The following is a 23229-nucleotide window of genomic DNA, read 5'->3' as shown; positions in this document are numbered from 1 at the left end:
TCTTTCACGTCGCACGCTTCCTGCGTGCCCGGCTTGCTGACGACGCGCCGACGAGGTGGGAGAGCGGTCTTTGGAAGGTCACCGCCCCAGGCTGCTCGCCGATGCAAGGTGTCGAATACTCACCCCCTTCCCGCGAGTGGGGTCTCTACCTGGGAATGTCGCGACCAGTGAGTCAGACCTGAGAGTTGATTAACGTTGTCCTCGACGTTAGCTCGTGTTCGCCTCGCCATGCCACTGATTTCGCTGAGCTCTTGCGAGTTCTTCACATGCGCTCAGCGACCGCACAGCCTCACGCCGCCGCGACCGTCAGCACGGCGGTCACGCGCACACCCGCCGCCCGCAGAACCCGCACCGACTCGCGGGCCGTCGCCCCCGTGGTGACGACGTCGTCGACGATCAAGACCTCGGTGCCCGGCCGCTTTCCGCGCAGCAGCACCCGGCCCGCGACGTTGCGCTCGCGGGCGGCGGTGCCCAGGCCCACCGAGTCGCGGACCAGCGCCCGCATCCGCAGCGCCGGGGCGACGGCGATGGCCGGGTGGCCGGCCACCGCGGTGCGCGCCAGCCGGGCGACCGGGTCGCCGCCGCGCCGGCGCGCCGCCGAACGACGCGTCGGCGCCGGCACGACGGTCAGCGGGGTCTCGACGATCCCCCACGAGAGCAGCCGGTGCACGCCCGTGGCCAGCGCGCCCGCCAGCGGCCCGACGAGGTCGGCGCGGCCGTGCTCCTTGAGCGCCAGGATCGCCTGCCGCCGGGCGCCGGCGTAGCGGCCGAGCGCGAACACCGGCGCCTGCGGGTCGACGCGGGGGTTCACCACATGCGGCTGGTCGGCGGCCACCGACAGCTCCGCGGCGCAGGCGTCACACCAGCGGGATGACGGCGCCCCGCAGCCGCCGCACTGCAGCGGCAGGATGAGGTCCAGCATGGGGCCAGTGTGGTTGGCGGGACCGACAACGCCGGGCCGGCGGTCAGCCCGGCAGCACCGGCGCCGCCCCGAACACCGTCAGCCCGGGCACCTCCGTCCACCCCTGCTGGCCATCGGCCGACGCCGAATACTGCAGCACCCCTTGGGGAGCCGCGACGTAGACCGTCGACGGGTTGGCCGCCACCGTCATCACCGGCATCTGCAGGCCCCGGGCCGGCGCGTCGGAGTTCACCCCGTCGAGGTTGACGTAGGACACCGGATGGCTGGCGTCGGTGCGGGTCACCACGATGTCGTCGCCGGTGCGCCAGGACAACGACACCACCGAGTTGCCCAGCCCGAAGCCGAGCCGCCGCGGGTAGGTCAGGGCGAACTGGCCGGCCTGGGTCTGCTCGACGCTGGCCAGGATCACCTGGCCGCCGATCACCATCGCGGCGCGCGTGCTGTCGCGGGACAGCTGCAGGTCGGTGATCGGCCCCGGAAACCGGCTGGCCACGGCGACGGAATCGACCGGGATGCGGGCGGGCTGCCCCGACGCCGGTTCCTGGATCGCGCGCAGCACGTTGTTGCCGTCCACCACCGTCCAGACCGCGTCGTCCAGCGACCAGCTCGGGCGCGACAGGCTGTGCCCGTCGGCGGACTGGACCGCTTCACCACCGAGGTCACCGATCCACAGCGAGGCCGCCTCGTCCGGCGCGCCGCGGTGCAGCGTCACGACCGACGCCACCTGCCGCCCGCTGCGCGACAGCGCGGCGCCGGTCTGGTCGCCCATCCGCCCGAACGCCCCGGGCACGTTGGTGAAGCGCTGACCGTCCAGCGATACCAGTGAGCCGTTCACCAGGGCGTGCAGCCCGGCGCCCGCGCCGTCGGCCACGCCCGGGTCGGTGGCGGCGACGTCGGAGGTGGTCCACCCCTCGGCGAACCTGTCGTCCAGCGGCGCGCCGTCGGCGTTGATCACGTACGGGCCGCGGATGTCGGCCCGGGCCAGCGTCCAAATGATCTGCGCGGCAAGCAAAGCCCGGCTGTGCGGATCGGTGGTGGACAGCTTCTCCAGGTCGATGCGCGCGCCGCCGTAACCGCGCCCGATCCCGTTCTTGCCGCCGTCGGCCCGGGTCACGGGCCCGCGCAGCCGCAGCGGCGGGGCGAGCAGGTTGCGCACCGTGTGCGCCATCTCGGGCCGCGGGCCGGCGATCAGCTTGGACACCAACTCCGTGGCCAACTGGTCGTGATCGGCCACCGCGACGTAGCGCGGATCGGGCACCACCGTCTTGCCGGTCGGGTCGGCGAAGTAGAGCGTGTTGCGTTTGTAGGTGGACTGGAACTGCTGCCAGTCCAGGAACACCCCGTTGGGCAGGCGGTCGATCCGCCACCCGCCCGAGGTCTTCACCAACTCGATCGGGCCGGGGTCGGGCAGCACCCCCTCGGCGGTTTCGAACACCCCCATGTCCGACAGCGACCCCAGGATGTCGGCCCGCATGTTCGCCGAAACCCGTTCGGCTGCACGGGTTTCCACGAACACCACGTGGTCGATGAGCAGCGCGCTACCGGCGTCGTCCCAGGCGTTGGATGCCGACTGGGTGAGGAACTGCCGGGCCGCCAGGTGCCGGTTCGCGGGATCGGCCGTGGCCTTGAGGAATTCGCGCAGCAGCACGTCGGGATCCATGCCCGGGGTCGGCTTGGGCAGGTTCGACGGCGCCGGCCGCTCGACGGTGCCGATGGCTTGGGGCGCCGACGAGCTGGGCACGCCCGCGCACCCGGCCAGCAGCGAGGCCGCCATCAGCAGTCCGAGCAGGCGCCGCATCACCCGCTCCGCTCGGCGTGTTCCCGTTGCCGCGCACGGTCTTTGGTGGGTTGCGGGCCGGTGCTGGCGGCGGTCGGCGGAACGGGCTTCATGGGCAGCGGGCTGGTGGTGACCTTGTGGCCGCGAACCAGCGGAAGCGTCAGCCGGAAGCACGAGCCCTGGCCGGGCTCGCCCCATGCCTCCAGCCGGCCCTGGTGCAGGCGGGCGTCCTCCACGCTGATCGCCAGGCCGAGGCCGGTGCCCCCGGACCGGCGCACCCGCGACGGGTCGGCCCGCCAGAACCGGCTGAACACCAGCTTCTCCTCGCCGGGCCGCAGCCCCACCCCGTAGTCGCGGACGGTGACCGCCACCGTGTCCTCGTCGGCGGCCATCCGGATCTGCACCGGCTTGTGTTCGGCGTGGTCGATGGCGTTGGCGATCAGGTTGCGCAGAATCCGCTCCACCCGCCGGGTGTCGACCTCGGCGATCACCTCGTTTTCCGGCAGGTCGACGAGCAGCTCGATGCCGGCGTCCTCGGCCAGGTGGCCCACGTTGCCCAGCGCGCTGCGCACGGTGGTGCGCAGATCGACCGCCTCGACGGACAACTCGGCCACACCGGCGTCGTGGCGGGAGATCTCCAGCAGGTCGTTGAGCAGCGACTCGAACCGGTCCAGCTCGTTGACCATCAGCTCGGTGGACCGCGCCAGCGTGGGGTCGAGGTCGGCGCTGTGGTCATAGATGAGGTCGGCGGCCATCCGGACGGTGGTCAGCGGGGTGCGCAGCTCGTGGCTGACGTCGGAGGTGAACCGGCGCTGCAGGTTGCCGAACTCCTCGAGCTGGGTGATCTGGCGGGACAGGCTTTCGGCCATGTCGTTGAACGACATCGCCAGCCGGGCCATGTCGTCCTCGCCGCGCACCGGCATCCGCTCGGACAGGTGCCCCTCGGCGAATCGCTCGGCGATCCGCGACGCCGACCGCACCGGCACCACCACCTGGCGGGAGACCAGCAGCGCGATCCCGGCCAGCAGCACCAGCAGCACGGCGCCGCCGGTGATCATGGTGCCGCGGACCAGCGTGATGGTGGCCTGCTCGTTCTTCAACGGGAAGATCAGGTACAGCTCCAGGTTCGCCACCTGCGCCGAGGCGGGCGTACCGATGATCAGCGCCGGTCCTGAGAAACCGTCGGTGTGCACGGTCGCGTACTGGTAGGCCGCCTGCCCGGCCTTGACGAAACCGCGCAGCGAATTGGGCACCTGGTCGACGGGCCCCGCCGTGGTCGCCGCGCGGGGCCCGTCGCCCGGCACGATCAGCACCGCGTCGAACGCGCCGGCCAGCCCCGCACCGGACGCCCCGTCGGTCTTGGACGTCAACGTGTTGCGGGCCAGCTGCAGGCTGCTGTCCAGCGAGCGCGTCTCCTCGCCGCTAACGATCCCGCCGACGGTGGTGCGCGCCCGCTCGATCTGCTCGATGCCGGCCTTGACCTTGACGTCGAGCACACGGTTGGTGACCTGAGAAGTCAGCACGAAGCCGAGCGCCAGGATCACCGCCAGGGACAGCCCGAGCGTCAGCGCGACGACACGCAGCTGCAGCGACCGGCGCCAGGCCACGGCCACGGCTCGACTCACCGCACCCATGCCGCGAGTCATGGGGCCGGAGCGCCCCCAGCGGCTCCGAGTGCGTCGCCGGGACCCCCACATCATCAATCGCGCCGTCCCCCACGACGCTCTTCGGCCAAAGCGCGGATCACGGAGGTCCGGCCTTGTAACCCACTCCTCGAACGGTCAACACCACGGTCGGGTTTTCCGGGTCTTTCTCGACCTTCGCCCGCAGACGCTGGACGTGCACGTTCACCAGGCGGGTGTCCGCCGGGTGCCGGTATCCCCACACCTGTTCGAGCAGCACATCACGAGTAAACACCTGCCGCGGTTTGCGCGCCAACGCGACCAGCAGGTCGAACTCCAGCGGCGTCAGGAAGATCTGCTCGCCGTTGCGGGTCACCTTGTGCGCCGGCACGTCGATCTCGACGTCGGCGATGGAGAGCATCTCGGCGGGCTCGTCGTCGTTGCGGCGCAGCCGCGCCCGCACCCGTGCCACCAGCTCCTTGGGCTTGAACGGCTTCATGATGTAGTCGTCGGCGCCCGACTCGAGGCCGAGGACCACGTCCACGGTGTCGGTCTTGGCCGTCAGCATCACGATCGGGACGCCCGAATCGGCGCGCAGCACGCGACAGACGTCGATGCCGTTCATGCCGGGCAGCATCAAGTCCAACAGCACCAGATCGGGGCGCAGTTCGCGCACCGCAGTCAGGGCCTGGGTACCGTCACCGATGACCGCGGTGTCGAAACCCTCCCCACGCAACACGATGGTGAGCATCTCGGCCAGCGAAGCGTCGTCATCGACGACCAAAATCCTTTGCCTCATGGAGTCCATGGTGTCACCAGATCGGGACAAAACTGGGGCGCCACACGGGCGTTTCTTGGGCCTAGCCGCAAATATGGGTCCAATTTCGGCTAAATTCCCGTGCTCGGCGCCCCGGGCGTGCCCTCCCGGAGGGTAGCGGGGACGTCGTTGGCGCCGATCAGGGTGGCGGCCAGCCGGCCCGGATCGACGTCCGCGTCGGCGACGAGCCAGGGTCCGCCCCAGCCCGAGGCGGCCAACTCGGCGTACACCGCACCGGTGCGCAGCTGTAGTTCGCTGTCGCGTTCGTAGCTGTCGCGCGCCCGTCCCGGATCGGACTGCGCCCGGCTGCGGGCACGGTGGACGGCCAGCTCCGCCGGCACCGCGAGCAACACCTGCCAGTCGGGCGCGGGCATCCGCAGCCGGCGGTACTCGAGCTCGAGCACCCACGCGGCCACCGCCCCGGCGGCGTCCTCGCGCAGGCGCGCGGCGCTGTAGGCCGCGTTGGACGCGACGTAGCGATCCAGGATCACCACGTCGTGGTCGCGGCGCAGCGCCTCGATGTCCTCCACCGCCCCCGCCCGGTCGAGCGCAAACAGCATCGCCATCGCATAGACGGACGACGCCAGGTCACCGTGCTCGCCGTGCAGGGCCTCGGCCGCGACGTCGGCGGTCACCGATTTGCCGTAGCGCGGGAAGGCCATGATCGCCACCGACTTCCCGGCCGCCTGGAAGGCCTTGCGCAGACCCTCGGACAGCGTCCGCTTGCCCGCGCCGTCAACCCCTTCGATCGCGATCAGCACGGCGCCGAGCCTAACCCCTCATCGAGCGCCCGGCTGGCCGGGCGTTGGGTGCTGAGCGCCCGGCTGGCCGGGCGTTGGGCCAAAGCGAACTCAGTAGCGGTAGTGGTCGGCCTTGTAGGGGCCGTCGACGTCGACGCCGATGTACTCCGCCTGCTCCTTGGTGAGCTTGGTCAGCTTGCCGCCGAGCGCCTCCACGTGGATGCGGGCCACCTTCTCGTCGAGGTGCTTGGGCAGCCGGTACACCTCGTTGTCGTACTCGTCGTTCTTGGTCCACAGTTCGATCTGGGCGATCACCTGGTTGGAGAAGCTGTTGCTCATGACGAACGACGGGTGGCCGGTGGCGTTGCCCAGGTTCAGCAGCCGCCCCTCGGAGAGCAGGATGATCGACTTGCCGCTGTCGGGGAACGTCCACACGTCGACCTGCGGGCGGATGTTGGTTTTCCTGGCGCCGGAGCGCTCCAGCTGGGCGACCTGGATCTCGTTGTCGAAGTGCCCGATGTTGCCCAGCACCGCGTAGTCCTTCATCGCCTTCATGTGTTCCAGCGTGATGATGTCCTTGTTACCGGTGGCGGTGATGACGATGTCCGCCTCGCCGATCGCGTCCTCGACCGTCGTGACGTCGTAGCCCTCCATCAGCGCCTGCAGCGCGTTGATCGGGTCGATCTCGGTGACGACGACGCGCGCGCCCTGGCCCTTGACCGACTCGGCGCAGCCCTTGCCCACGTCGCCGTAGCCGCAGACCAGCACCTTCTTGCCGCCGATCAGCACGTCGGTGCCGCGGTTGATGCCGTCGATCAGGGAGTGCCGGCAGCCGTACTTGTTGTCGAACTTGGACTTGGTCACCGAGTCGTTGACGTTGATCGCCGGGAAGGCCAAATCCCCGGCCGCGGCGAACTGGTAGAGCCGCAGCACGCCGGTGGTGGTCTCCTCGGTGACGCCCTTCACCGACTCGGAGATCTTGGTCCACTTGCCCTTGTCGGTCTCGAAGCGCTTCCGCAGCAACTCCAGGAAGACCTTCCATTCGGTGGGGTCGTCCTCCTCCGCCGGAGGAACCACGCCGGCCTTCTCGTACTGCGCGCCGCGCAGCACCAGCATGGTGGCGTCACCGCCGTCGTCGAGGATCATGTTGGCCGGCTCGTCGGGCCACGTCAGCATCTGCTCGGCGGCCCACCAGTACTCCTGGAGCGTCTCGCCCTTCCAGGCGAACACCGGGACGCCCTTGGGCTCCTCGGGCGTGCCGTGCGGGCCGACGACCACCGCGGCGGCGGCGTGGTCCTGGGTGGAGAAGATGTTGCACGACGCCCACCGGACTTGCGCACCCAGCGAAACCAGGGTCTCGATGAGGACCGCGGTCTGCACGGTCATGTGCAGCGAACCCGAGATCCGCGCCCCCTTGAGCGGCTGCACTTCGGCATACTCGCGGCGCAGCGACATCAGACCCGGCATCTCCTGCTCGGACAGCTCGATGTCCCGCCGACCGTAGTCCGCCAACGACAGGTCGGCGACCTTGAAATCAATGCCGTTGCGGACATCGGCGGTCAGCGAACTTTCGGTCGTCGTCATAAGATCCATTCCTTCTGCGGCTTGGGTTCCAAGAGGATTACTTAGCTTTGGTATGCGCTCTTGCGCCACTGTAGTCGGCGGCTCGCGGGCCGCCGGGCGTCAGGGGACGTTGACGACGCCGTGACGCTCCGCGAACGGCGTCATCAGCCGGGCCAGGTCCGCCGCGACATCGTGATCGGCCTCGGGCGGCATCGACACGTAACTCAACGCCAGCCGCACGATGGCCCGCGCGAGCACGCCGGCGTCCTCGTCACTGATCGCCACCCAGCTATGGGTGAAGGCCGCGCTCAACCGTTCCGACGCCCTGGTGATGATGGGCCCGCTGTCCGTGGTGATGAGCTGCAACAGGTCCGGCTTGGCGACGCCCGTCAGCAAGGAGATCACCAACGGGTCCGCCGCCGACTCCGCGAAGAAGGCCCGAAACCCTTGCAGGAACGCCTCGTACATGTTGCCGACGTTGGCGTCGATGGCGCCCTGCACGGCATCGACCAGCCGGTCGGCCAGGCGCAGGGCATACCCCTGAGCCAGGCCTTGCCGCGAGCCGAACTCGTTGTAAATGGTCTGCCGGCTGATGCCCGCGGCGCGGGCCACGTCCGACAGCGTGACGGCGGACCAGTCGCGGGTGCCCAGCAGCTCCCGCATCGCGTCCAGCACCGAGTCGCGCAGCAGGACGCGCGACGCCTCGGGGTACGGCATCCGCTTCACAGGCGCGACATTAGTTGTTGGGGCGCTCAGGATCGAGCTACCTCCACCATCTCGAAGTCGGATTTCGCCGCACCGCAGTCCGGGCAGCTCCAGTCCTCCGGGATGTCGTCCCAGCGGGTCCCGGGCGCGATGCCGTCCTCCGGCCAGCCCTTGGCCTCGTCGTATTCGAAGCCGCACTGCACGCAGACGAAAAGCTTGTAGTCGCTCATCGGTTCACTCCTATGGTTTCGAAATCGGCCTTCTCGCGGACCGCGCAATCGGGGCAGCACCAGTCGTCGGGGATGTCACTGAACGGCGTCCCCGCGGGAAACCCTTCCCGCGGAGCGCCTTTCGCCTCGTCGTAGGTGTAGTCGCAGCCCGGGCAGCGGTAGGCGCTCATGCGGCCGCCCCGTAGCGAGCCAGCACCCGCTCGCGCACCCGCGGGTGGATGTTGACCCTGGTGATGTCGCCGTCGTAGTGCTCCAGCACCCGATGGTCCATCACCCTGCGCCACAGCGGCGGGATGTAGGTCAGCGAGATCATCGACGCGTATCCGCTCGGCAGGTTGGGCGCGCCCGCCATGCTGCGCAGGGTCTGGTACCGGCGGGTCGGGTTCGCGTGGTGATCGCTGTGCCGCTGCAGGTGATACAGGAACAGGTTGGTGACAATGTGGTCGGAGTTCCAGCTGTGCACCGGCGCGCAGCGCTCGTAGCGACCGCTGGCGTTGCGCTGCCGCAGCAGCCCGTAGTGCTCGAGGTAGTTGACGGACTCGAGGAGGCTGAAGCCGAAGACAGCCTGGATGATCACGAACGGGATGAGCCCCGGGCCGAATACCCCGATCAGCACGCCCCACAACACCACCGACAGCAGCCAGGCGTTGAGCACGTCGTTGGACAGATACGTCCTGGGGTCCCAGGGGCTCTTGCCCAGCCGGCGTATGCGCTGCGCTTCCAACCGCAGTGACGAGCGCAGGCTGCCAAAGACGCTGCGCGGCAAGAACTCCCAGAAGGTCTCCCCGAAGCGGGCCGACGCCGGGTCCTCCGGGGTCGAGACGCGCACGTGGTGGCCGCGGTTGTGCTCGATGTAGAAGTGGCCGTAGCAGGTCTGCGCCAGGGTGATCTTGGACAGCCATCGTTCCAGCGAGTCCTTCTTGTGGCCCATCTCGTGCGCGGTGTTGATGCCGACGCCGCCGAGCACGCCGACCGACAGCGCCACGCCCAGCTTGCCCGCCCAGCTCAACGCGCCGTCAAAGCCGAGCCAGTGCAGGTCGGAGGCGGTGAACAGGTAGGCACCCATGACCACGCTGAGGTATTGGAACGGAACGTAGATGTAGGTGCAGTAGCGGTAGTACTTGTCGTTCTCCAGCTGCTCCATCACCTCGTCGGGCGGATTCTGTCCGTCGGGCCCGAACCGCAGGTCGAGGATGGGCAGCAGGACGTACAGCAGGATCGGCCCGATCCACAGCGGCACCTGCGCGGCGGCGTGCCAACCGAGCTGGTTGAGCCCCCAGGTGATCGGCAGCATGACGAACAGCGCCGTGGGGGCGATCAGCCCCATGAGCCAGAGCCGGCGCTTCTTGTCCCGCCAGACCGTCGGCTCCGCGGGGCTGAGTGTGGTCATCTGCCAAACCTCCTTGTGAGTCATGCCACGTTGGAGTTGGACATTACGGCCATTTGCGTCTGTTGTCTAGACATATAAGCCTGATTTGTAAAATACCTCGCGTCTAGCCGGGACCGGCGGCGGCTCCTGCGTGAATCTTGGGGCGTTGAGTGTGCGCGTACGGCGTTGGATGCGCAGTCAGGGCGCGGATCCGGCCCGTTTCCCGCCGAGGATTCACGGCGAAAGCCGCGAGCGCACACGCAAGCCCAGCGCGCACAGTCGACGCCCCCCGGACTTTTGCGAACGGGGCGGCCTATGCCGCCGCGGAAGTCGGATCGGGGTCGGGTTCTTTACCGGGATGGCCGTCCGCCTCGCGGCGGCCCTGCACGGAGTGCCGGTATCCGTAGCCGACGTAGATCGCGGTGCCCGCGGCCAGCCAGACACCGAACCGAACCCAGGTCAGCGCGGTCAGGTTGACCATCAGCCACACACACGCGCAGATCGACGCGATCGGCAGGGCCGGCACCCACGGCGCCCGGAATCCCCGCTCCAGGTCCGGCCGGGTCCTTCGCAGGACCATGACGCCGGCCGACACCAGGACGAACGCGAACAGCGTGCCGACGTTGACCATCTCCTCGAGCTTGGCGATCGGGAACACCGACGCCGTCACGGCCACCACCAGCGCGACCAGTACGGTGATCCGGACCGGGGTGCCGCGCGAGCCGGTCTTCGCCAGCTGCCGCGGCAACAGTCCGTCGCGCGCCATCGCGAACAGGACGCGGCACTGGCCGAGCATCAGCACCATCACCACGGTGGTCAATCCGGCCAGGGCCCCGATGGCGATGATCTTGCTGGCCCAGTGGATCCCGTTGGCCGTGAACGCCGTGGCCAGGTTCGCGGGCTTGTGGCCGGGGGCGGTCTTGAGCTGGGTGTAGGGCACCATCCCGGACAGCACCACCGAAACCGCCACGTAGAGCACGGTCACGATCGCCAGCGACGCCAGGATTCCCCGCGGGACGTCCCGCTGGGGCCGCTTGGTCTCCTCGGCCATGGTGGCGACGATGTCGAACCCGATGAACGCGAAGAACACGATCGATGCGCCCGCCAGCACGCCGTACCAGCCGTAGTGGCTGCTGTGCGCCCCGGTCAGCAACGACAGCACCGACTGGTTGACGCCCGACGCCTCGTGCCCGGCTTCGGGCTTGGGGATAAAGGGCGAATAGTTCGAGGCCTTGATGTAGAACGCTCCGACGACGACGACCAACAGCACCACCGACACCTTGATGCCGGTGATCACCGCGGAGAACCTCGACGACAGCTTGGTGCCCAGGGCGACCAGGGTCGCGACTCCGCCGACGATCAGCAGCGCGCCCCAGTCCAGGTTGATCGACTCGAATTGCGTTGTGCCACCGGCAAACCCGAAGACGTTGCCCAGGTAGCTCGACCAGCCTTTGGCCACCACCGCCGCGCCGATCGCCAGTTCCAGCAACAGGTTCCAGCCGATGATCCAGGCCAGGAACTCGCCGAAGGTGGCATACGAGAACGTGTAGGCGCTGCCGGCGACCGGCAGCGTCGAGGCGAACTCGGCGTAACACAGCGCCGCCAGCGCGCAGGTGACGGCCGCGATCACGAACGAGATCCAGATCGCCGGGCCGGTGATGTCACCGGCTGTCGACGCGGTGACGGTGAAGATACCGGCCCCGATCACCACCGCGACCCCGAACACGACCAGGTCCCACCAGGTCAGTTCCTTGCGTAACCGGGTGTCTGGCTCGTCGGTGTCGGCGATCGATTGTTCGACCGACTTCGTGCGCCATCGATTGGCCATCCGTCGCCCTTCCCCATCAACCGGGACCCATTGGTCCGTCACAGTAGCGGGTACTCTGCCGAGATGGCGGACAGCAAAGCAAACACCAGGGACCATGCGGTGGTCATCGGCGGCAGCATCGCCGGTTTGTGCGCCGCGCAGGTGCTCTCGGACGCCTATTCCCGGGTCACGGTCTACGAGCGCGACGAGTTGCCGAGGACACCGTCGAACCGCGCGACGGTTCCGCAGGACCGGCACCTGCACATGCTGATGGCCCGTGGCGCAATGGAGTTCGAGAGCCTGTTCCCCGGACTGCTGCAGGAGATGGTGGCCGCGGGCGTGCCCATGCTGGAGAACCGGCCCGATTGCATCCACCTCGGCGCCGCCGGCCACGTGCTCGGGACGGGGCACACCCTGCGCGACGAATTCACCGCGTACGTCCCCAGCCGCCCCCATCTGGAGTGGCAGTTGCGCAAACGGGTACGGGACACGGACAACGTCACGATGGTGCGGCGCTCCGTGGCCGAACCGCGGTTCGACCACGCGCGGCAGCGGGTCACCGGGGTGCTGCTGGATCCCGCCGACGGCGAGGAGGGGGAGCCCGAATTCGTCCGCGCGGATCTGGTCGTCGACGCGGCGGGCCGGGGCACCCGGCTGCCGGTGTGGTTGGACCAATGGGGGTTCGACCGCCCGGTCGAGGACGTCGTGGACATCGGCATCAACTACGCCACCCAGCAGTTCCGCATCCCCGAGGGCTTGATCGCGGAAAAGGTGGTAGTCGCCGGCGCCTCCCACGACAAGTCGCTCGGGCTGGGCATGCTCTGTTACGAGGACGGGAGCTGGGTCCTGACCACCTTCGGGGTGGCCAACGCCAAACCGCCGCGGACCTTCCCCGAGATGCTGGCCCTCGCCGAGGAACTGCTCCCGGCCCACATCAACACCGCCCTGGCGCAGGCCGAACCCCTGGGCGACCCGGCGTTCCACGCCTTTCCGGCCAGCCGCTGGCGCCGCTACGACAAGCTGGACCGCTTCCCGGCCGGCATCATCCCCCTCGGCGACGCCGTCGCCAGCTTCAACCCGACCTTCGGGCAGGGCATGACGATGACGTCCCTGCAGGCCGGCCACCTGCGGCGCGCGCTGGCCTCCCCCGACGACCGGCTGGCCGCCGAACTGAGCCGGGCCACCGCCAAGACCACCTACCCCGTCTGGATCATGAACGCCATCGGCGACGTCACCTTCCACCACGCCGGCACCAAGGGACCCATCCCGTGGTGGTGGCGGCCGTCCGGTGCGCTGTTCGACCAATTCCTGGGGGCCGCCGAGACGGATCCCGTTCTGGCGGAGTGGTTTTTGCGCCGGTTCTCGCTGCTCGACAGCCTCTACATGATTCCGCCGCCGCGCCTCATCGGCCGGACCATCGCGCACAACCTGCGGCTGTGGCTGGGCGAGCGCCGTCAGGCGTCCAGACAGCGGCGCGTGGCGGTCGCGAGCGCGGCAGCGCCGGGCGATGGGGGCACGCCCCCAGAGGGAGGTACCCCCACCCGCTTGCGGGGGACGGGTCGCCACCCTCAGGACTAGCTCACAGCCCTACGGTCGCCCTGAACAGCTTGGTGGGCTCGCGCGCGACCAGCCGGATCGGCGCGTCGTCGGCCGCCACCCACGCGGCCATCCCGCGGTGCAGCATCAGCGAACCCGACTTGCCGTGCACCGTCGTGCAACCCTCGGCGCACAGCAGGATCTGCGGGCCCTCGTGACTGCACGAGGCGTCGACCTCGTGGCCCAGATACTCGCCGTCGAGCTCCAGGAGCGCGACCGCGAACTCCTCGGCGGGGGTCTCATAGATCAGGCCGAAGCCCTCACGGTGGACGCGGGGCCGCACCTGCGCCTCGGTGGTCGGGGTGAAGTCGAGCACGCGCAGCAGCTCGGGGACGTCGACGTGCTTGGGGGTCAGGCCGCCGCGTAACACGTTGTCCGAGTTGGCCATCACCTCCACCGCGAAACCCCGCAGGTAGGTGTGCAGGCTGCCGGCGGACACGAAGATCCCCTCCCCCGGGGCCAGGGTGATGCGGTTCAGCAGCAGCGCCGCCAGCACCCCGGCGTCGCCGGGATAGCGTTCCCCGAGCTCCAGCACCGTCTTGACTTCGCCGGCGAATTCCGTTGCCCCCGAGCTGATGTACTGGATGGCCCCGTCCAGCACGGCGGGCACCAGCACGTCGATGTCGGGCTGCGGCGCGGTGATCCAGGTGGTGAACAGCGCCCGCAGGCCGTCGGCGTCGGACTGGTCGTTGAGCAAATCGATGTATGGGTCGAGGTCGGTGACGGCCAGGGCCCGCAGCAGCTCGACGGTGCGAGCGACGGGACGGAATCCGGCCAGCGCCTCGAACGGCTGCAGCGCCACCAGCAATTCGGGTTTGTGCGAGGTGTCGCGATAGTTGCGCACCGGGGAGTGCAGCGGAATGCCCAGCCGCTCCTCACGCAGGTACCCCTCGGCCGCCTGCACCGCGCTCGGATGCGCCTGCAGGGACAGCGGTTCGTCGGCCGCGAGGACCTTGACCAAAAACGGCACCACGTCACCGAACCGGGCGCGCACCCCGGGGCCGAGCTGGCCCTCCGGGTCGGCGACCAGCGCGTCGAGCAGCGAGATCTCGCCGGCGTCCGTTTCCAGCCAGGCCGGGTCGGCCGGATGCGCGCCGAACCAGAGCTCGGCCTCCGGATGGGCGGCCGGGACCGACCGCCCGGTGAATTCGGCTATGGCGGTGCGCGATCCCCAGGCGTAAGTCCGCAAGGCTCCGCGAAGCAGTTCCACTGTTCTATCTATCCCCGCGCCAGGCGCGCGTAAACCGCGGCCATCTCCAGTCGAACGGCCAATACTGCCAGCTGCTCCTCGGCGCTGATCGCGCCACCCAACGCCGGCGCAACCGTCGAGCCGGCCGAGCCGCCGGGTCCGTCGGGCACGTCTTCGGCGGCGAGCAGGTACACGTCGTCGAGCCCGGCGGTGCGGGCGGCCACCACCGACTGTTCGGAAGACAGGGTGAGCGCCAGCACCAACAGCCGCCGCGGCAGCGGCCCGTCGATCTGTTCGTCGTGAAAGAGCGCGTCGGCGGAGCGGAGGCCGCCGGACGCCCCGGCGCGCAGCGCGACGACCGCGTCCGACAGTCCGGTGGCGGCAACCACCTCGTGCGCGGTCCGCAGCAGTACCGAACTGCCGTGCCGGGCCAGCGCCAGCGTCGCGGCGCAGTCACCCGCCAGCGCCACCTGACGGTCGGCCATGCGCGCGGCGATCGTCTTGGCCGGGTTGGTGAACAGCTCGCGGCCCGCGCTGTTGCGCAGCGCCTCGGCGTCCAGCTGGTCGGCCAGCGCCCGCAGATCGATGCTCGCTCGCTGGTCCACCGCTTGCACGACGGCCAGGCCGGCGGCCAGGTACCGGCACAACCCGAACTCGTCGGGGATCGCAAGCCGCGGCGCCAGCACCGCCGCCCGGCCGGCCGTGGAGTCCCGCAGCGGGCCCTCGTACGGGGCGACGACGACGACCCGCGCCCCGCGCCGCACCCCGGTCGAGGCCGCCGTGACCAGCGCGGGGTCGCCGGGATCGTCACCCGCGACGACCAGCACGTCGAGCGGCCCGATCCACGGCGGAACCTCGGCGGTCAGCGCGATCGGCTCGGAAGCCGCACCGCCCACCGTGCCGGCCACCATGGCGCCCGCGGTTTCGGCGGTCCCGCGGCCCGCGACCCAGATCAGGCTGCGCGGCCGGTCCTCGGCCCGCAGCGGATCCAGTGCCCCCTCGTCGATCGCGGCGGCGACTGCGCGCACCTGCGCGCCGGCCGACGACGCCGAGCGCAACAGGCCGTCCCGGTCGGCGGCGAGCAGACCCTCGGCGTCCTCGAAATCGATCGCCCCGACGGCGCTCACGGCGCGGCCCCTGCGGGCGCGGACTGGGCGCGGATCTCCGCGCTGATCTGGGCGACCACCGCGTCGACTTCCTCGGCGCTGCGCGCCTCCACGTTGAGCCGCAGCAACGGCTCGGTGTTGGAGCTGCGCAGGTTGAACCAGCTGCCGTCGCCCAGGTCGACGGTCACCCCGTCGAGGTGGTCGATGGAGTGGATCCGGCCGCCGAAGGACTTCAGCACCGCCTCCGTGCACAGCGACGCGTCCGCCACCGTGAAGTTGATCTCGCCGGACGATTCGTAGCGCTGATAGTCGGCGGTCAACTCCGACAACGGCCGGTCCTGCTCGCCGAGGGCGGCCAGCACGTACAGCGCCGCCAGCATCCCGGAGTCCGCGCCCCAGAAGTCACGGAAGTAATAGTGCGCCGAGTGTTCGCCGCCGAAGATGGCGCCGGTTTCGGCCATCATCGCCTTGATATAGGAGTGCCCGACGCGGGAGCGCAGCGGTGTGCCGCCGCGCTCGGTGACCAGCTCGGGCACCGCCCGGGAGGTGATCACGTTGTGGATGATCGTGGCGCCGATCTCGCGGCCGAGCTCGCGCGCGGCCACCAGGCTGGTCACCGTCGAGGGCGACACCGGCCGGCCGCGCTCGTCGACGACGAAGCAGCGGTCGGCGTCCCCGTCGAAGGCCAGCCCGATGTCGGCGCCGGTGTCGCGCACGTAGGCCTGCAGGTCGGCCAGGTTGGCCGGATCCAGCGGGTTGGCCTCGTGGTTGGGGAACGAGCCGTCGAGCTCGAAGTACAACGGCAGCAACGTGATCGAGTCGATCGCGCCGAGCACCGCGGGCGCGGTCAGACCGGCCATGCCGTTGCCGGCGTCCACCGCCACCCGCAGGGGCCGCAGCCCCGAGGTGTCCACCAGCGAACGCAGGAAGGTCCCGTAGTCGTCCAGCACGTCGCGGTCGGTGACGGTTCCGGGTCGTCCGTCGTAGCGCTCGACCCCGGCGATCACCTGCTCGCCGATGGTGCGCAGGCCGCTGTCGGCGCCGACCGGCTTGGCGGCCGCCCGGCACAGCTTGATGCCGTTGTAGGCGGCCGGGTTGTGGCTCGCGGTGAACATCGCGCCGGGGCAGTCCAGCAACCCGGAGGCGAAGTAGAGCTGGTCGGTGGAGGCCAGGCCGATGCGCACGACGTCGAGGCCCTGGCCCGTCACGCCGGAGGCGAAGGCCGCGGCCAGCGTGGGCGAACTGTCGCGCATGTCGTGACCGATCACCGCCTGCCGGGCGCCCTCGCCGCGCATCAGCGTGGCGAACGCCGCCCCAAGGGCGGTGACCAGCGGCTCGTCGAGCTCTTCACCGACCAGCCCTCGCACGTCGTAAGCCTTGACGACACGGTGCACAGTCGCGGCGAGCCGAGACATGCGGGGGCCTCCTGACGCCATCGATTCCTTCGCCTCTTGGCCGTCAGCCTATCGGCCCCCGGGAAACACCGGACCGCAGACGGTGCGCGGGATTGCGCACGGCGCCGGAACGGCTAGTCACTGGGGTCGGGCAACACCCGCAGATGCCCGCGGCGCCGGCCGGAACGCTGTTCGGGCGGCGCGAGCACACTGCTGCTGGGCGCGGTGGCCCCGCCGTGATGCAGGTGCGGGTCGACGAACCCGTTGAGCGGCGCGCCGGTTGCGCCATGGGGCACGGCGCGCTCGCCGGGGCCGCCCTCGCGCACCGCGTCGGCCAGGGCGACCAGGTCGTCCTCGTCGGGATGGGTGGGCTCGAAATTCAGCGGACCGGCGTGGCGCACGAGATCCCACCCGCGGGGTGCGGTGATCCGGCCGGCGTGGCCGACGCACAGGTCCCACGAATGCGGTTCCCGCGCGGTCGCGAGTGGCCCCACCACGGCCGTCGAGTCCGAGTAGACGAACGTCAAGGTCGCCACGGCGTAATGCGGACACCCGGGCCGGCAGCAGCGACGGGGAACGTTCACGAGCGAAAGGCTATCGTGCGCAAACGCCGGTGAAGCGCCGGACACGCGCAACCGCTCGCCCCCCGATGTTCAACCGTTACCATCGGCGCGTGGGCGATTCGCGCAGCTCCCCGCGGAGGGATCGGTCCCAGGGCCGGTTCGCATCCCACCGGTCCTCCCGGCGCGGCCGCGATATGCGCGGTCCGCTGCTGCCCCCGACGGTGCCCGGGTGGCGCAGCCGGGCCGAGCGGTTCGACATGGCGGTGCTGGAGGCCTACGAACCCATCGAGCGGCAGTGGCAGGCCCGCCTCGCCGAACTCGACGTGGCGGTCGACGAGATCCCCCGTATCGCGGCCAAGGATCCCGACAGCGTGCAGTGGCCGCCCGAGGTCATCGCCGACGGGCCGATCCCGCTGGCGCGATTGATCCCGGCCGGCGTCGACGTCCGCGGAAACGCCACGCGGGCGCGAATTCTCTTGTTCCGCAAGCCGATTGAGCGACGGGCCAAGGACACCGTCGAGCTCGGTGATTTACTGCACGAAATACTGGTGGCCCAGGTGGCGATCTACCTCGATGTGGAACCGTCGGTCATCGACCCGACGATCGACGACGAATGACACCGACGCGTAGGCGCCTTCGCGTCAGATGATGCCGCGCTTGAGGCGGCGGCGCTCGCGCTCGGAGAGACCGCCCCAAATGCCGAAGCGCTCGTCGTGCTCTAAGGCGTACTCCAGGCACTCATGACGTACCTCGCACCCCAGGCAGATCTTCTTGGCCTCCCGGGTGGAGCCGCCCTTCTCCGGGAAGAACGCCTCCGGGTCGGTCTGGGCGCAGAGCGCGCGGTCCTGCCACTGGTCCGCGATGGGCAGCTGCATCGGCTCGGGCTCGAATGCGACTGGCGCATCAGGAACCACGGTCAAGTGCGGCCGGGCCGGTCGGACCGGCGCTGAGCCAATAGGGGTGTGCGGCGTGCTCGCCATGACTCCTCGAAGATGTTCGTAAGACATACGGTCGTCCGCCTCCTCAGTTTCATTGAGAGAGTGAGTGGTTCCCACTTTTCTGATGTGTACAGACAATTCGAACAAGTGAGCGAATCTCGGTCTGCGACACCGGAACCGGCCGGCCAACCGGGAAATGACACTGTTGTGATTAGACACGGGTTATTCTGCCGGGTCAAGCTTTACGGCGCATTTCCATACCATCTCGTGACCGAATTACGGCGTTTCCGTTGTTTTGTGCGTTCGGCGTGTCGGTCACACCGCCCACGACTAGGCTTAATAGCCGCGTCACGGGCCCGACACCGAACGGTTGCCGGGCAGTACTGTCGTCCACGTGAAGGTCACCGTTCTGGTGGGTGGGGTTGGCGGCGCCCGCTTCCTGCTGGGTGTTCAACAGCTGCTCGGGCTGGGTCAGTTCGAAACGCAACAGCACCCAGACGCGGGAGCCGGCAACCACGAACTTAGCGCAATCGTCAACATCGGCGACGACGCTTGGATTCACGGACTGCGGATCTGCCCGGATTTGGACACCTGCATGTACACCTTAGGTGGAGGCGTAGACCCGGAGCGCGGGTGGGGTCACCGCGACGAAACCTGGCACGCCAAAGAGGAATTGGCGCGCTACGGTGTGCAGCCGGACTGGTTCGGCCTCGGCGACCGGGACATCGCCACTCACCTGGTGCGCACCCAGATGCTGGGCGCCGGCTACCCGCTGTCGCAGATCACCACCGCGCTGTGCGACCGCTGGCAACCCGGCGCCCGATTGCTGCCGGCGAGCGACGACCGCTGCGAGACGCACGTGGTGATCACCGATCCGGAGAACGGCACCCGCCGGGCAATCCACTTCCAGGAGTGGTGGGTGCGCTACCGGGCCGGCGTGCCCACCCACAGCTTCGCCTTCGTCGGCGCCGAAAAGGCCACCGCCACAACTGAAGCTGTGGCGGCCATCGCCGACGCCGACGTCATCCTGCTGGCGCCGTCCAACCCGGTGGTGAGCGTCGGCGCCATCCTGGCCGTCCCCGGGATTCGCGCCGCGTTGCGCTCGGCGACCGCCCCGATCGTCGGCTACTCGCCGATCATCGGCGGAAAACCATTGCGCGGCATGGCCGATGCGTGCCTGAAGGTCATCGGGGTCCAATCCACCGCGGAGGCGGTCGGCCGGCACTACGGGGCGCGCCGCGGCACCGGGATACTGGATTGCTGGCTGGTGCACGAGGGCGATCACGCCGACATCGACGGCGTTGCGGTGACCGCCGTGCCGCTGTTGATGACCGACCCGAAGGCGACGGCCGAGATGGTGCGCGCCGGGCTCGACCTTGCGGGCGTCACCCCGTGACCGAACACGGCACCGGCGCGGCGATCGAGATCCTGCCCGTCGCCGGGCTTCCCGAATTCCGGCCCGGCGACGACCTCGGCGCGGCGCTGGCCGCGGCCGCACCCTGGCTGCGCGACCGCGACGTCGTGGTGGTGACCAGCAAGGTGGTGTCCAAGTGCGAGGGCCGGCTGGTGCCCGCGCCGCGCGACGCCGAGGAGCGCGACCAACTCCGGCGCAAGCTGGTCGAGGACGAGGCGGTGCGGGTGCTGGCGCGCAAGGGCCGCACGCTGATCACCGAGAACCGCATCGGCCTCATTCAGGCCGCCGCGGGCGTGGACGGATCCAACGTGGGCCCCGACGAACTGGCGCTGCTGCCCCTCGACCCGGACGGCAGCGCCGCGGCGCTGCGCGCCGGGCTGGCCGAGCGGCTCGGCGTCGACGTCGCCGTGGTCATCACCGACACGATGGGCCGCGCCTGGCGCAACGGCCAGATCGACGCGGCGGTGGGCTCGGCCGGTCTGGCTGTGCTGCACGGCTATTCGGGAACCGTCGACCGCCACGGCAACGAACTGGTGGTCACCGAGATCGCGGTCGCCGACGAGGTCGCGGCGGCGGCCGACCTGGTGAAGGGCAAGCTGACCGCCGTGCCGGTGGCAGTGGTGCGCGGCCTTGCGGTGCCCGACGACGGCTCGACGGCCCGGCAGCTGTTGCGGCCCGGCGAGGAGGACCTGTTCTGGCTCGGCACCGCCGAGGCCCTCGAGATGGGTCGCCGCCAGGCCCAGCTCTTGCGCCGATCGGTGCGCCGCTTCAGCGCCGAGCCCGTCGCGCCGGAGCTGATCGAGGCCGCCGTCGCCGAGGCCCTCACCGCGCCGGCCCCGCACCACACCCGCCCGGTCCGGTTCGTCTGGCTGCAGACACGCGACGTCCGAATGCGGTTGCTGGACCGCATGAAAGACAAGTGGCGGTCCGACCTCGCCGGCGACGGCCGTCCCGCCGACTCGGTGGAGCGGCGGGTGGCGCGCGGTCAGATCCTTTACGACGCACCCGAGGTCGTCGTCCCCATGCTGGTCCCCGACGGCGCGCACACGTATCCCGACGCCGCCCGCGCCGACGCCGAGCACACCATGTTCACCGTCGCGGTCGGGGCGGCCGTGCAGGCCCTGCTGGTCGCGCTGGCCGTGCGGGGGGTGGGCAGCTGCTGGATCGGCTCGACGATATTCGCCGCCGACCTGGTGCGCGCCGAGCTCGAATTGCCCACCGATTGGGAGCCGTTGGGCGCCATCGCGATCGGCCACCCCGAAGAACCCGCCGGCCCGCGCGGCGCGGCGGACACCGGGGATTTGTTGATCCGCAAGTGATACTGGGCCGATGAGATTCGCGGGCAAGGCGCCGGCGTCCGCCGACAAGGCTCGCGGCGGCTACTACACGCCCGCGCCCGTGGCCCGCTTCCTGGCCCGCTGGGTCCGCGAGGCCGGACCGCGCGTCCTGGAACCCTCCTGCGGTGCCGGCGCGATCCTGCGCGAGCTGGCCGCCCTCGGCGGGCGGCCCCACGGCGTCGAGCTCGTCGCCGAGGAGGCCGTCAAGGCACGGGAATTCGCGCCCGTCGACGCAGCCAACCTGTTCACCTGGCTCGCCAGCACCGAGCCCGGCGGGTGGGACGGGGTAGCCGGGAACCCGCCCTACATCCGGTTCGGCAACTGGGCGCCCGAGCAGCGCGACCCCGCGCTGGAGCTGATGAACCGCGCGGGCCTGCGGCCCAGCCGCCTGACCAACGCTTGGGTCCCCTTCGTGGTGGCGAGCTCGATCCTGGTGCGCGACGGCGGGCGGGTGGGCCTGGTGCTTCCCGCCGAGTTGCTTCAGGTCGGCTACGCCGCGCAGCTGCGCGAGTTCCTGCTGACCCGGTTCACCGACATCGTCCTGGTGACGTTCGAGCGGTTGGTGTTCGACGGCATCCTGCAGGAGGTCGTGTTGTTCTGCGGGGTCGCCGGCGCCGGGCCCGCCCGGATCCGCACGGTCCACCTCACCGACGCCGACGGGCTCGCCCACGCGGACCTGGACGTCGAAGGGGCACCCGCGCTGCTGCACGAGGACGAGAAGTGGACCAAGTACTTTCTGGACCCGGCCGCGATCCGGCAGCTGCGAACGCTCAAGGGGTCGACGGCCATGACCCGCCTCGGGTCGGTCGCCGGGGTGGACGTGGGCATCGTGACGGGCCGCAACAGCTTCTTCACGTTCACCGACGCGCAGGCCCGCGAACTCGGGCTGCTGCCCCACTGCGTCCCGCTCGTCTCGCGCGGCGCGCAGCTGTCCGGATTGGTCTACGACACCGACTGCCGGGCAACCGATGTCGCCGCCGGGCACCGCGGCTGGCTGCTCGACGCGCCGCGCGACCCCGTGGATCCCGCCCTGGCCGCACACATCCACGCCGGTGAGGCGGCCGGCGTGGACCGCGGCTACAAGTGCTCGATCCGCACGCCGTGGTGGACCACGCCGTCGCTGTGGATCCCGGACCTGTTCATGCTGCGCCAGATCCACCTGGCTCCGCGGCTGACCGTCAACGCCGCGGCCGCGACGAGCACCGACACCGTGCACCGGGTCCGGCTCGCCGCGGGTGTCGACGCGGCCGCGCTGGCCGCGGCGTTCCACAACAGCGTGACGTTCGCCTTCGCCGAGATCCTCGGGCGCAGCTACGGCGGGGGCATCTTGGAGCTCGAACCCCGCGAGGCCGAGCAGCTGCCGATTCCGCCCCCGGCGTTGGCCGGCCCCGAGCTCGCCTGTGACGTGGACCTGCTGTTGAAGGCCGACGAGATCGAGAAGGCGCTCGACCTCGTCGACCGCCATGTGCTGATCGACGGGCTGGGGCTGCAGACCGAGGTGGTGGCGCGGTGCCGCGCGGCCTGGGTCTCGCTGCGCGACCGCCGGAAGCGGCGGGGTTCGCGGTGAGCGTCCGGGAGTCGGCGATCTCACTGCTGTCCGACTGGCGGCCCCCCGACGCCGCGCAGGATTCGTTGCGGCACGCGGTCCTGGCCTTCGTGCTCGCCCGCCCGGACGCGTGCCGCCGCGCGTGCGTGCCCGGCCATGTCACCGCCTCGGCGCTGGTGCTCGACCACACCGGCGGCCAGGTGCTGTTGACTCTGCACCGCCGCCTGGGCCGCTGGGTGCAACTGGGCGGCCACTGCGACGATGACGACGACGACATCGTCGCCGCCGCGCTGCGCGAGGCCACCGAGGAGTCCGGCGTCGCCGGTTTGCGCATCGAGCCCCGGCTGGCCGCCGTGCACGTCCACCCGCTCACCTGCTCGCTGGGCATGCCCACCCGGCACCTGGATCTGCAGTTCGTGGCGCACGCGCCGGCCGGCGCGCAGATCGCGATCAGCGACGAATCGGAGGACCTGCGGTGGTGGCCCGCCGACGCGTTGCCACCCGGCACCGACCGCGCGCTGGCGTATCTGGTCTCGCGGGCCACCGGTCGAGCGTGACGGCAACGTCACGCTCGGGCTCGAGCGTGACGGTAGC

Annotated in this window: 22 protein-coding genes; 6 read left to right on the top strand and 16 right to left on the bottom strand. The window is 70.1% G+C overall.

The window, feature by feature from the left end; translation table 11 throughout:
- Positions 1–289: 289 nt before the first annotated feature.
- The 11 genes from KXD96_RS09245 to KXD96_RS09195 form a co-directional block, all read right to left on the bottom strand.
- Positions 290–922, bottom strand: coding sequence for a ComF family protein (locus tag KXD96_RS09245; RefSeq protein WP_260744288.1), 633 nt, complete (start codon positions 920–922; stop codon positions 290–292).
- 43 nt (positions 923–965) lie between these two features.
- Entirely contained in the window at positions 966–2720 is a 1755-nt protein-coding gene (gene lpqB / locus KXD96_RS09240; RefSeq protein WP_260744287.1) for an MtrAB system accessory lipoprotein LpqB, read from the bottom strand.
- Complete coding sequence (gene mtrB, locus KXD96_RS09235; RefSeq protein WP_260744286.1) at positions 2720–4399, bottom strand: MtrAB system histidine kinase MtrB; 1680 nt, start codon at positions 4397–4399, stop codon at positions 2720–2722. Before mtrB ends, lpqB begins: the two co-directional genes overlap by 1 nt.
- 43 nt (positions 4400–4442) lie before the next feature.
- Positions 4443–5129, bottom strand: coding sequence for a two-component system response regulator MtrA (mtrA, locus tag KXD96_RS09230; protein ID WP_260744285.1), 687 nt, complete (start codon positions 5127–5129; stop codon positions 4443–4445).
- Positions 5130–5209: 80 nt separating this feature from the next.
- Entirely contained in the window at positions 5210–5899 is a 690-nt protein-coding gene (locus KXD96_RS09225) for a dTMP kinase (RefSeq protein ID WP_260744284.1), read from the bottom strand.
- 90 nt (positions 5900–5989) lie between these two features.
- On the bottom strand, positions 5990–7462 hold the full coding sequence (gene ahcY, locus KXD96_RS09220) for an adenosylhomocysteinase (protein ID WP_260744283.1): 1473 nt from the start codon (positions 7460–7462) through the stop codon (positions 5990–5992).
- 99 nt (positions 7463–7561) lie between these two features.
- Positions 7562–8158, bottom strand: a complete 597-nt coding sequence (locus KXD96_RS09215; protein WP_396878746.1) for a TetR family transcriptional regulator — start codon at positions 8156–8158, stop codon at positions 7562–7564.
- A gap of 35 nt (positions 8159–8193) precedes the next feature.
- Positions 8194–8376: a rubredoxin gene (locus KXD96_RS09210; protein ID WP_260744282.1), complete on the bottom strand. Its 183-nt coding sequence runs from the start codon at positions 8374–8376 to the stop codon at positions 8194–8196.
- Positions 8373–8546: a rubredoxin gene (locus tag KXD96_RS09205; protein ID WP_260744281.1), complete on the bottom strand. Its 174-nt coding sequence runs from the start codon at positions 8544–8546 to the stop codon at positions 8373–8375. The genes KXD96_RS09210 and KXD96_RS09205 overlap by 4 nt, the downstream gene beginning before the upstream one ends.
- Entirely contained in the window at positions 8543–9766 is a 1224-nt protein-coding gene (locus KXD96_RS09200; protein ID WP_260744280.1) for an alkane 1-monooxygenase, read from the bottom strand. Before KXD96_RS09200 ends, KXD96_RS09205 begins: the two co-directional genes overlap by 4 nt.
- Before the next feature lie 292 nt (positions 9767–10058).
- The gene (locus KXD96_RS09195; RefSeq protein WP_260744279.1) at positions 10059–11573 is read right to left on the bottom strand and encodes an APC family permease; all 1515 of its coding nucleotides are present in this window, start codon (positions 11571–11573) and stop codon (positions 10059–10061) included.
- 99 nt (positions 11574–11672) lie between these two features.
- On the opposite strand from KXD96_RS09195, the gene KXD96_RS09190 reads away from it, so the two are divergent.
- Positions 11673–13130 carry an NAD(P)/FAD-dependent oxidoreductase gene (locus KXD96_RS09190; protein ID WP_260745291.1) on the top strand — a complete coding sequence of 486 codons (1458 nt, stop codon included), beginning with the start codon at positions 11673–11675 and terminating at the stop codon, positions 13128–13130.
- 1 nt (position 13131) lies between these two features.
- On the opposite strand, the gene manA is transcribed toward KXD96_RS09190, so the two are convergent.
- The 4 genes from manA to KXD96_RS09170 all read right to left on the bottom strand — a co-directional run bounded on the left by manA (position 13132) and on the right by KXD96_RS09170 (position 17421).
- Positions 13132–14358 (bottom strand): mannose-6-phosphate isomerase, class I, encoded by a 1227-nt coding sequence (gene manA / locus KXD96_RS09185; protein ID WP_260744278.1) that lies wholly within the window; start codon positions 14356–14358, stop codon positions 13132–13134.
- An 8-nt stretch (positions 14359–14366) separates the two neighbouring features.
- Positions 14367–15464, bottom strand: a complete 1098-nt coding sequence (locus KXD96_RS09180) for a TobH protein (RefSeq protein ID WP_260744277.1) — start codon at positions 15462–15464, stop codon at positions 14367–14369.
- Positions 15461–16858 (bottom strand): phosphomannomutase/phosphoglucomutase, encoded by a 1398-nt coding sequence (locus tag KXD96_RS09175; protein WP_260744276.1) that lies wholly within the window; start codon positions 16856–16858, stop codon positions 15461–15463. The genes KXD96_RS09180 and KXD96_RS09175 overlap by 4 nt, the downstream gene beginning before the upstream one ends.
- Before the next feature lie 113 nt (positions 16859–16971).
- The gene (locus KXD96_RS09170) at positions 16972–17421 is read right to left on the bottom strand and encodes a DUF3499 domain-containing protein (protein ID WP_260744275.1); all 450 of its coding nucleotides are present in this window, start codon (positions 17419–17421) and stop codon (positions 16972–16974) included.
- Between the two features lie 173 nt (positions 17422–17594).
- On the opposite strand from KXD96_RS09170, the gene KXD96_RS09165 reads away from it, so the two are divergent.
- Positions 17595–18017, top strand: coding sequence for a metallopeptidase family protein (locus KXD96_RS09165; protein WP_260745290.1), 423 nt, complete (start codon positions 17595–17597; stop codon positions 18015–18017).
- 24 nt (positions 18018–18041) lie between these two features.
- Here KXD96_RS09165 and KXD96_RS09160 read toward each other — a convergent pair whose 3' ends face one another.
- Positions 18042–18380 carry a WhiB family transcriptional regulator gene (locus KXD96_RS09160; RefSeq protein ID WP_313901656.1) on the bottom strand — a complete coding sequence of 113 codons (339 nt, stop codon included), beginning with the start codon at positions 18378–18380 and terminating at the stop codon, positions 18042–18044.
- 352 nt (positions 18381–18732) lie between these two features.
- Between KXD96_RS09160 and cofD the strand changes: the two genes are divergently transcribed.
- From cofD to KXD96_RS09140, 4 genes are read left to right on the top strand one after another with little or no spacing between them, the layout of a single operon-like run.
- The gene (cofD, locus tag KXD96_RS09155; protein WP_260744273.1) at positions 18733–19734 is read left to right on the top strand and encodes a 2-phospho-L-lactate transferase; all 1002 of its coding nucleotides are present in this window, start codon (positions 18733–18735) and stop codon (positions 19732–19734) included.
- Positions 19731–21071, top strand: coding sequence for a coenzyme F420-0:L-glutamate ligase (locus tag KXD96_RS09150; RefSeq protein ID WP_260744272.1), 1341 nt, complete (start codon positions 19731–19733; stop codon positions 21069–21071). The genes cofD and KXD96_RS09150 overlap by 4 nt, the downstream gene beginning before the upstream one ends.
- 10 nt (positions 21072–21081) lie before the next feature.
- Positions 21082–22656 carry a class I SAM-dependent methyltransferase gene (locus KXD96_RS09145; protein WP_260744271.1) on the top strand — a complete coding sequence of 525 codons (1575 nt, stop codon included), beginning with the start codon at positions 21082–21084 and terminating at the stop codon, positions 22654–22656.
- Positions 22653–23192, top strand: coding sequence for an NUDIX hydrolase (locus KXD96_RS09140; RefSeq protein ID WP_260744270.1), 540 nt, complete (start codon positions 22653–22655; stop codon positions 23190–23192). The genes KXD96_RS09145 and KXD96_RS09140 overlap by 4 nt, the downstream gene beginning before the upstream one ends.
- The last annotated feature ends 37 nt before the right edge of the window (positions 23193–23229 follow it).

Origin of the sequence: Mycobacterium sp. SMC-2 (genome assembly GCF_025263485.1) — a bacterium.
Taxonomy (GTDB): domain Bacteria; phylum Actinomycetota; class Actinomycetes; order Mycobacteriales; family Mycobacteriaceae; genus Mycobacterium.
Note: the sequence above shows the minus strand (reverse complement) of the source record. Positions and strands in the feature narration are given on the sequence as shown.

Excerpts from the sequence above, each read along its gene's own strand:
- KXD96_RS09215 (WP_396878746.1), bottom strand. The coding sequence starts at position 8,158 with ATGCCGTACCCCGAGGCGTCGCGCGTCCTGCTGCGCGACTCGGTGCTG.
- KXD96_RS09200 (WP_260744280.1), bottom strand. The coding sequence starts at position 9,766 with ATGACCACACTCAGCCCCGCGGAGCCGACGGTCTGGCGGGACAAGAAG.
- ahcY (WP_260744283.1), bottom strand. The coding sequence starts at position 7,462 with ATGACGACGACCGAAAGTTCGCTGACCGCCGATGTCCGCAACGGCATT.
- KXD96_RS09245 (WP_260744288.1), bottom strand. The coding sequence starts at position 922 with ATGCTGGACCTCATCCTGCCGCTGCAGTGCGGCGGCTGCGGGGCGCCG.
- KXD96_RS09145 (WP_260744271.1), top strand. The coding sequence starts at position 21,082 with ATGAGATTCGCGGGCAAGGCGCCGGCGTCCGCCGACAAGGCTCGCGGC.
- lpqB (WP_260744287.1), bottom strand. The coding sequence starts at position 2,720 with ATGCGGCGCCTGCTCGGACTGCTGATGGCGGCCTCGCTGCTGGCCGGG.
- KXD96_RS09195 (WP_260744279.1), bottom strand. The coding sequence starts at position 11,573 with ATGGCCAATCGATGGCGCACGAAGTCGGTCGAACAATCGATCGCCGAC.
- KXD96_RS09160 (WP_313901656.1), bottom strand. The coding sequence starts at position 18,380 with ATGGCGAGCACGCCGCACACCCCTATTGGCTCAGCGCCGGTCCGACCG.
- mtrB (WP_260744286.1), bottom strand. The coding sequence starts at position 4,399 with ATGATGTGGGGGTCCCGGCGACGCACTCGGAGCCGCTGGGGGCGCTCC.
- KXD96_RS09165 (WP_260745290.1), top strand. The coding sequence starts at position 17,595 with ATGCGCGGTCCGCTGCTGCCCCCGACGGTGCCCGGGTGGCGCAGCCGG.
- mtrA (WP_260744285.1), bottom strand. The coding sequence starts at position 5,129 with ATGGACTCCATGAGGCAAAGGATTTTGGTCGTCGATGACGACGCTTCG.
- KXD96_RS09205 (WP_260744281.1), bottom strand. The coding sequence starts at position 8,546 with ATGAGCGCCTACCGCTGCCCGGGCTGCGACTACACCTACGACGAGGCG.
- KXD96_RS09175 (WP_260744276.1), bottom strand. The coding sequence starts at position 16,858 with ATGTCTCGGCTCGCCGCGACTGTGCACCGTGTCGTCAAGGCTTACGAC.
- KXD96_RS09210 (WP_260744282.1), bottom strand. The coding sequence starts at position 8,376 with ATGAGCGACTACAAGCTTTTCGTCTGCGTGCAGTGCGGCTTCGAATAC.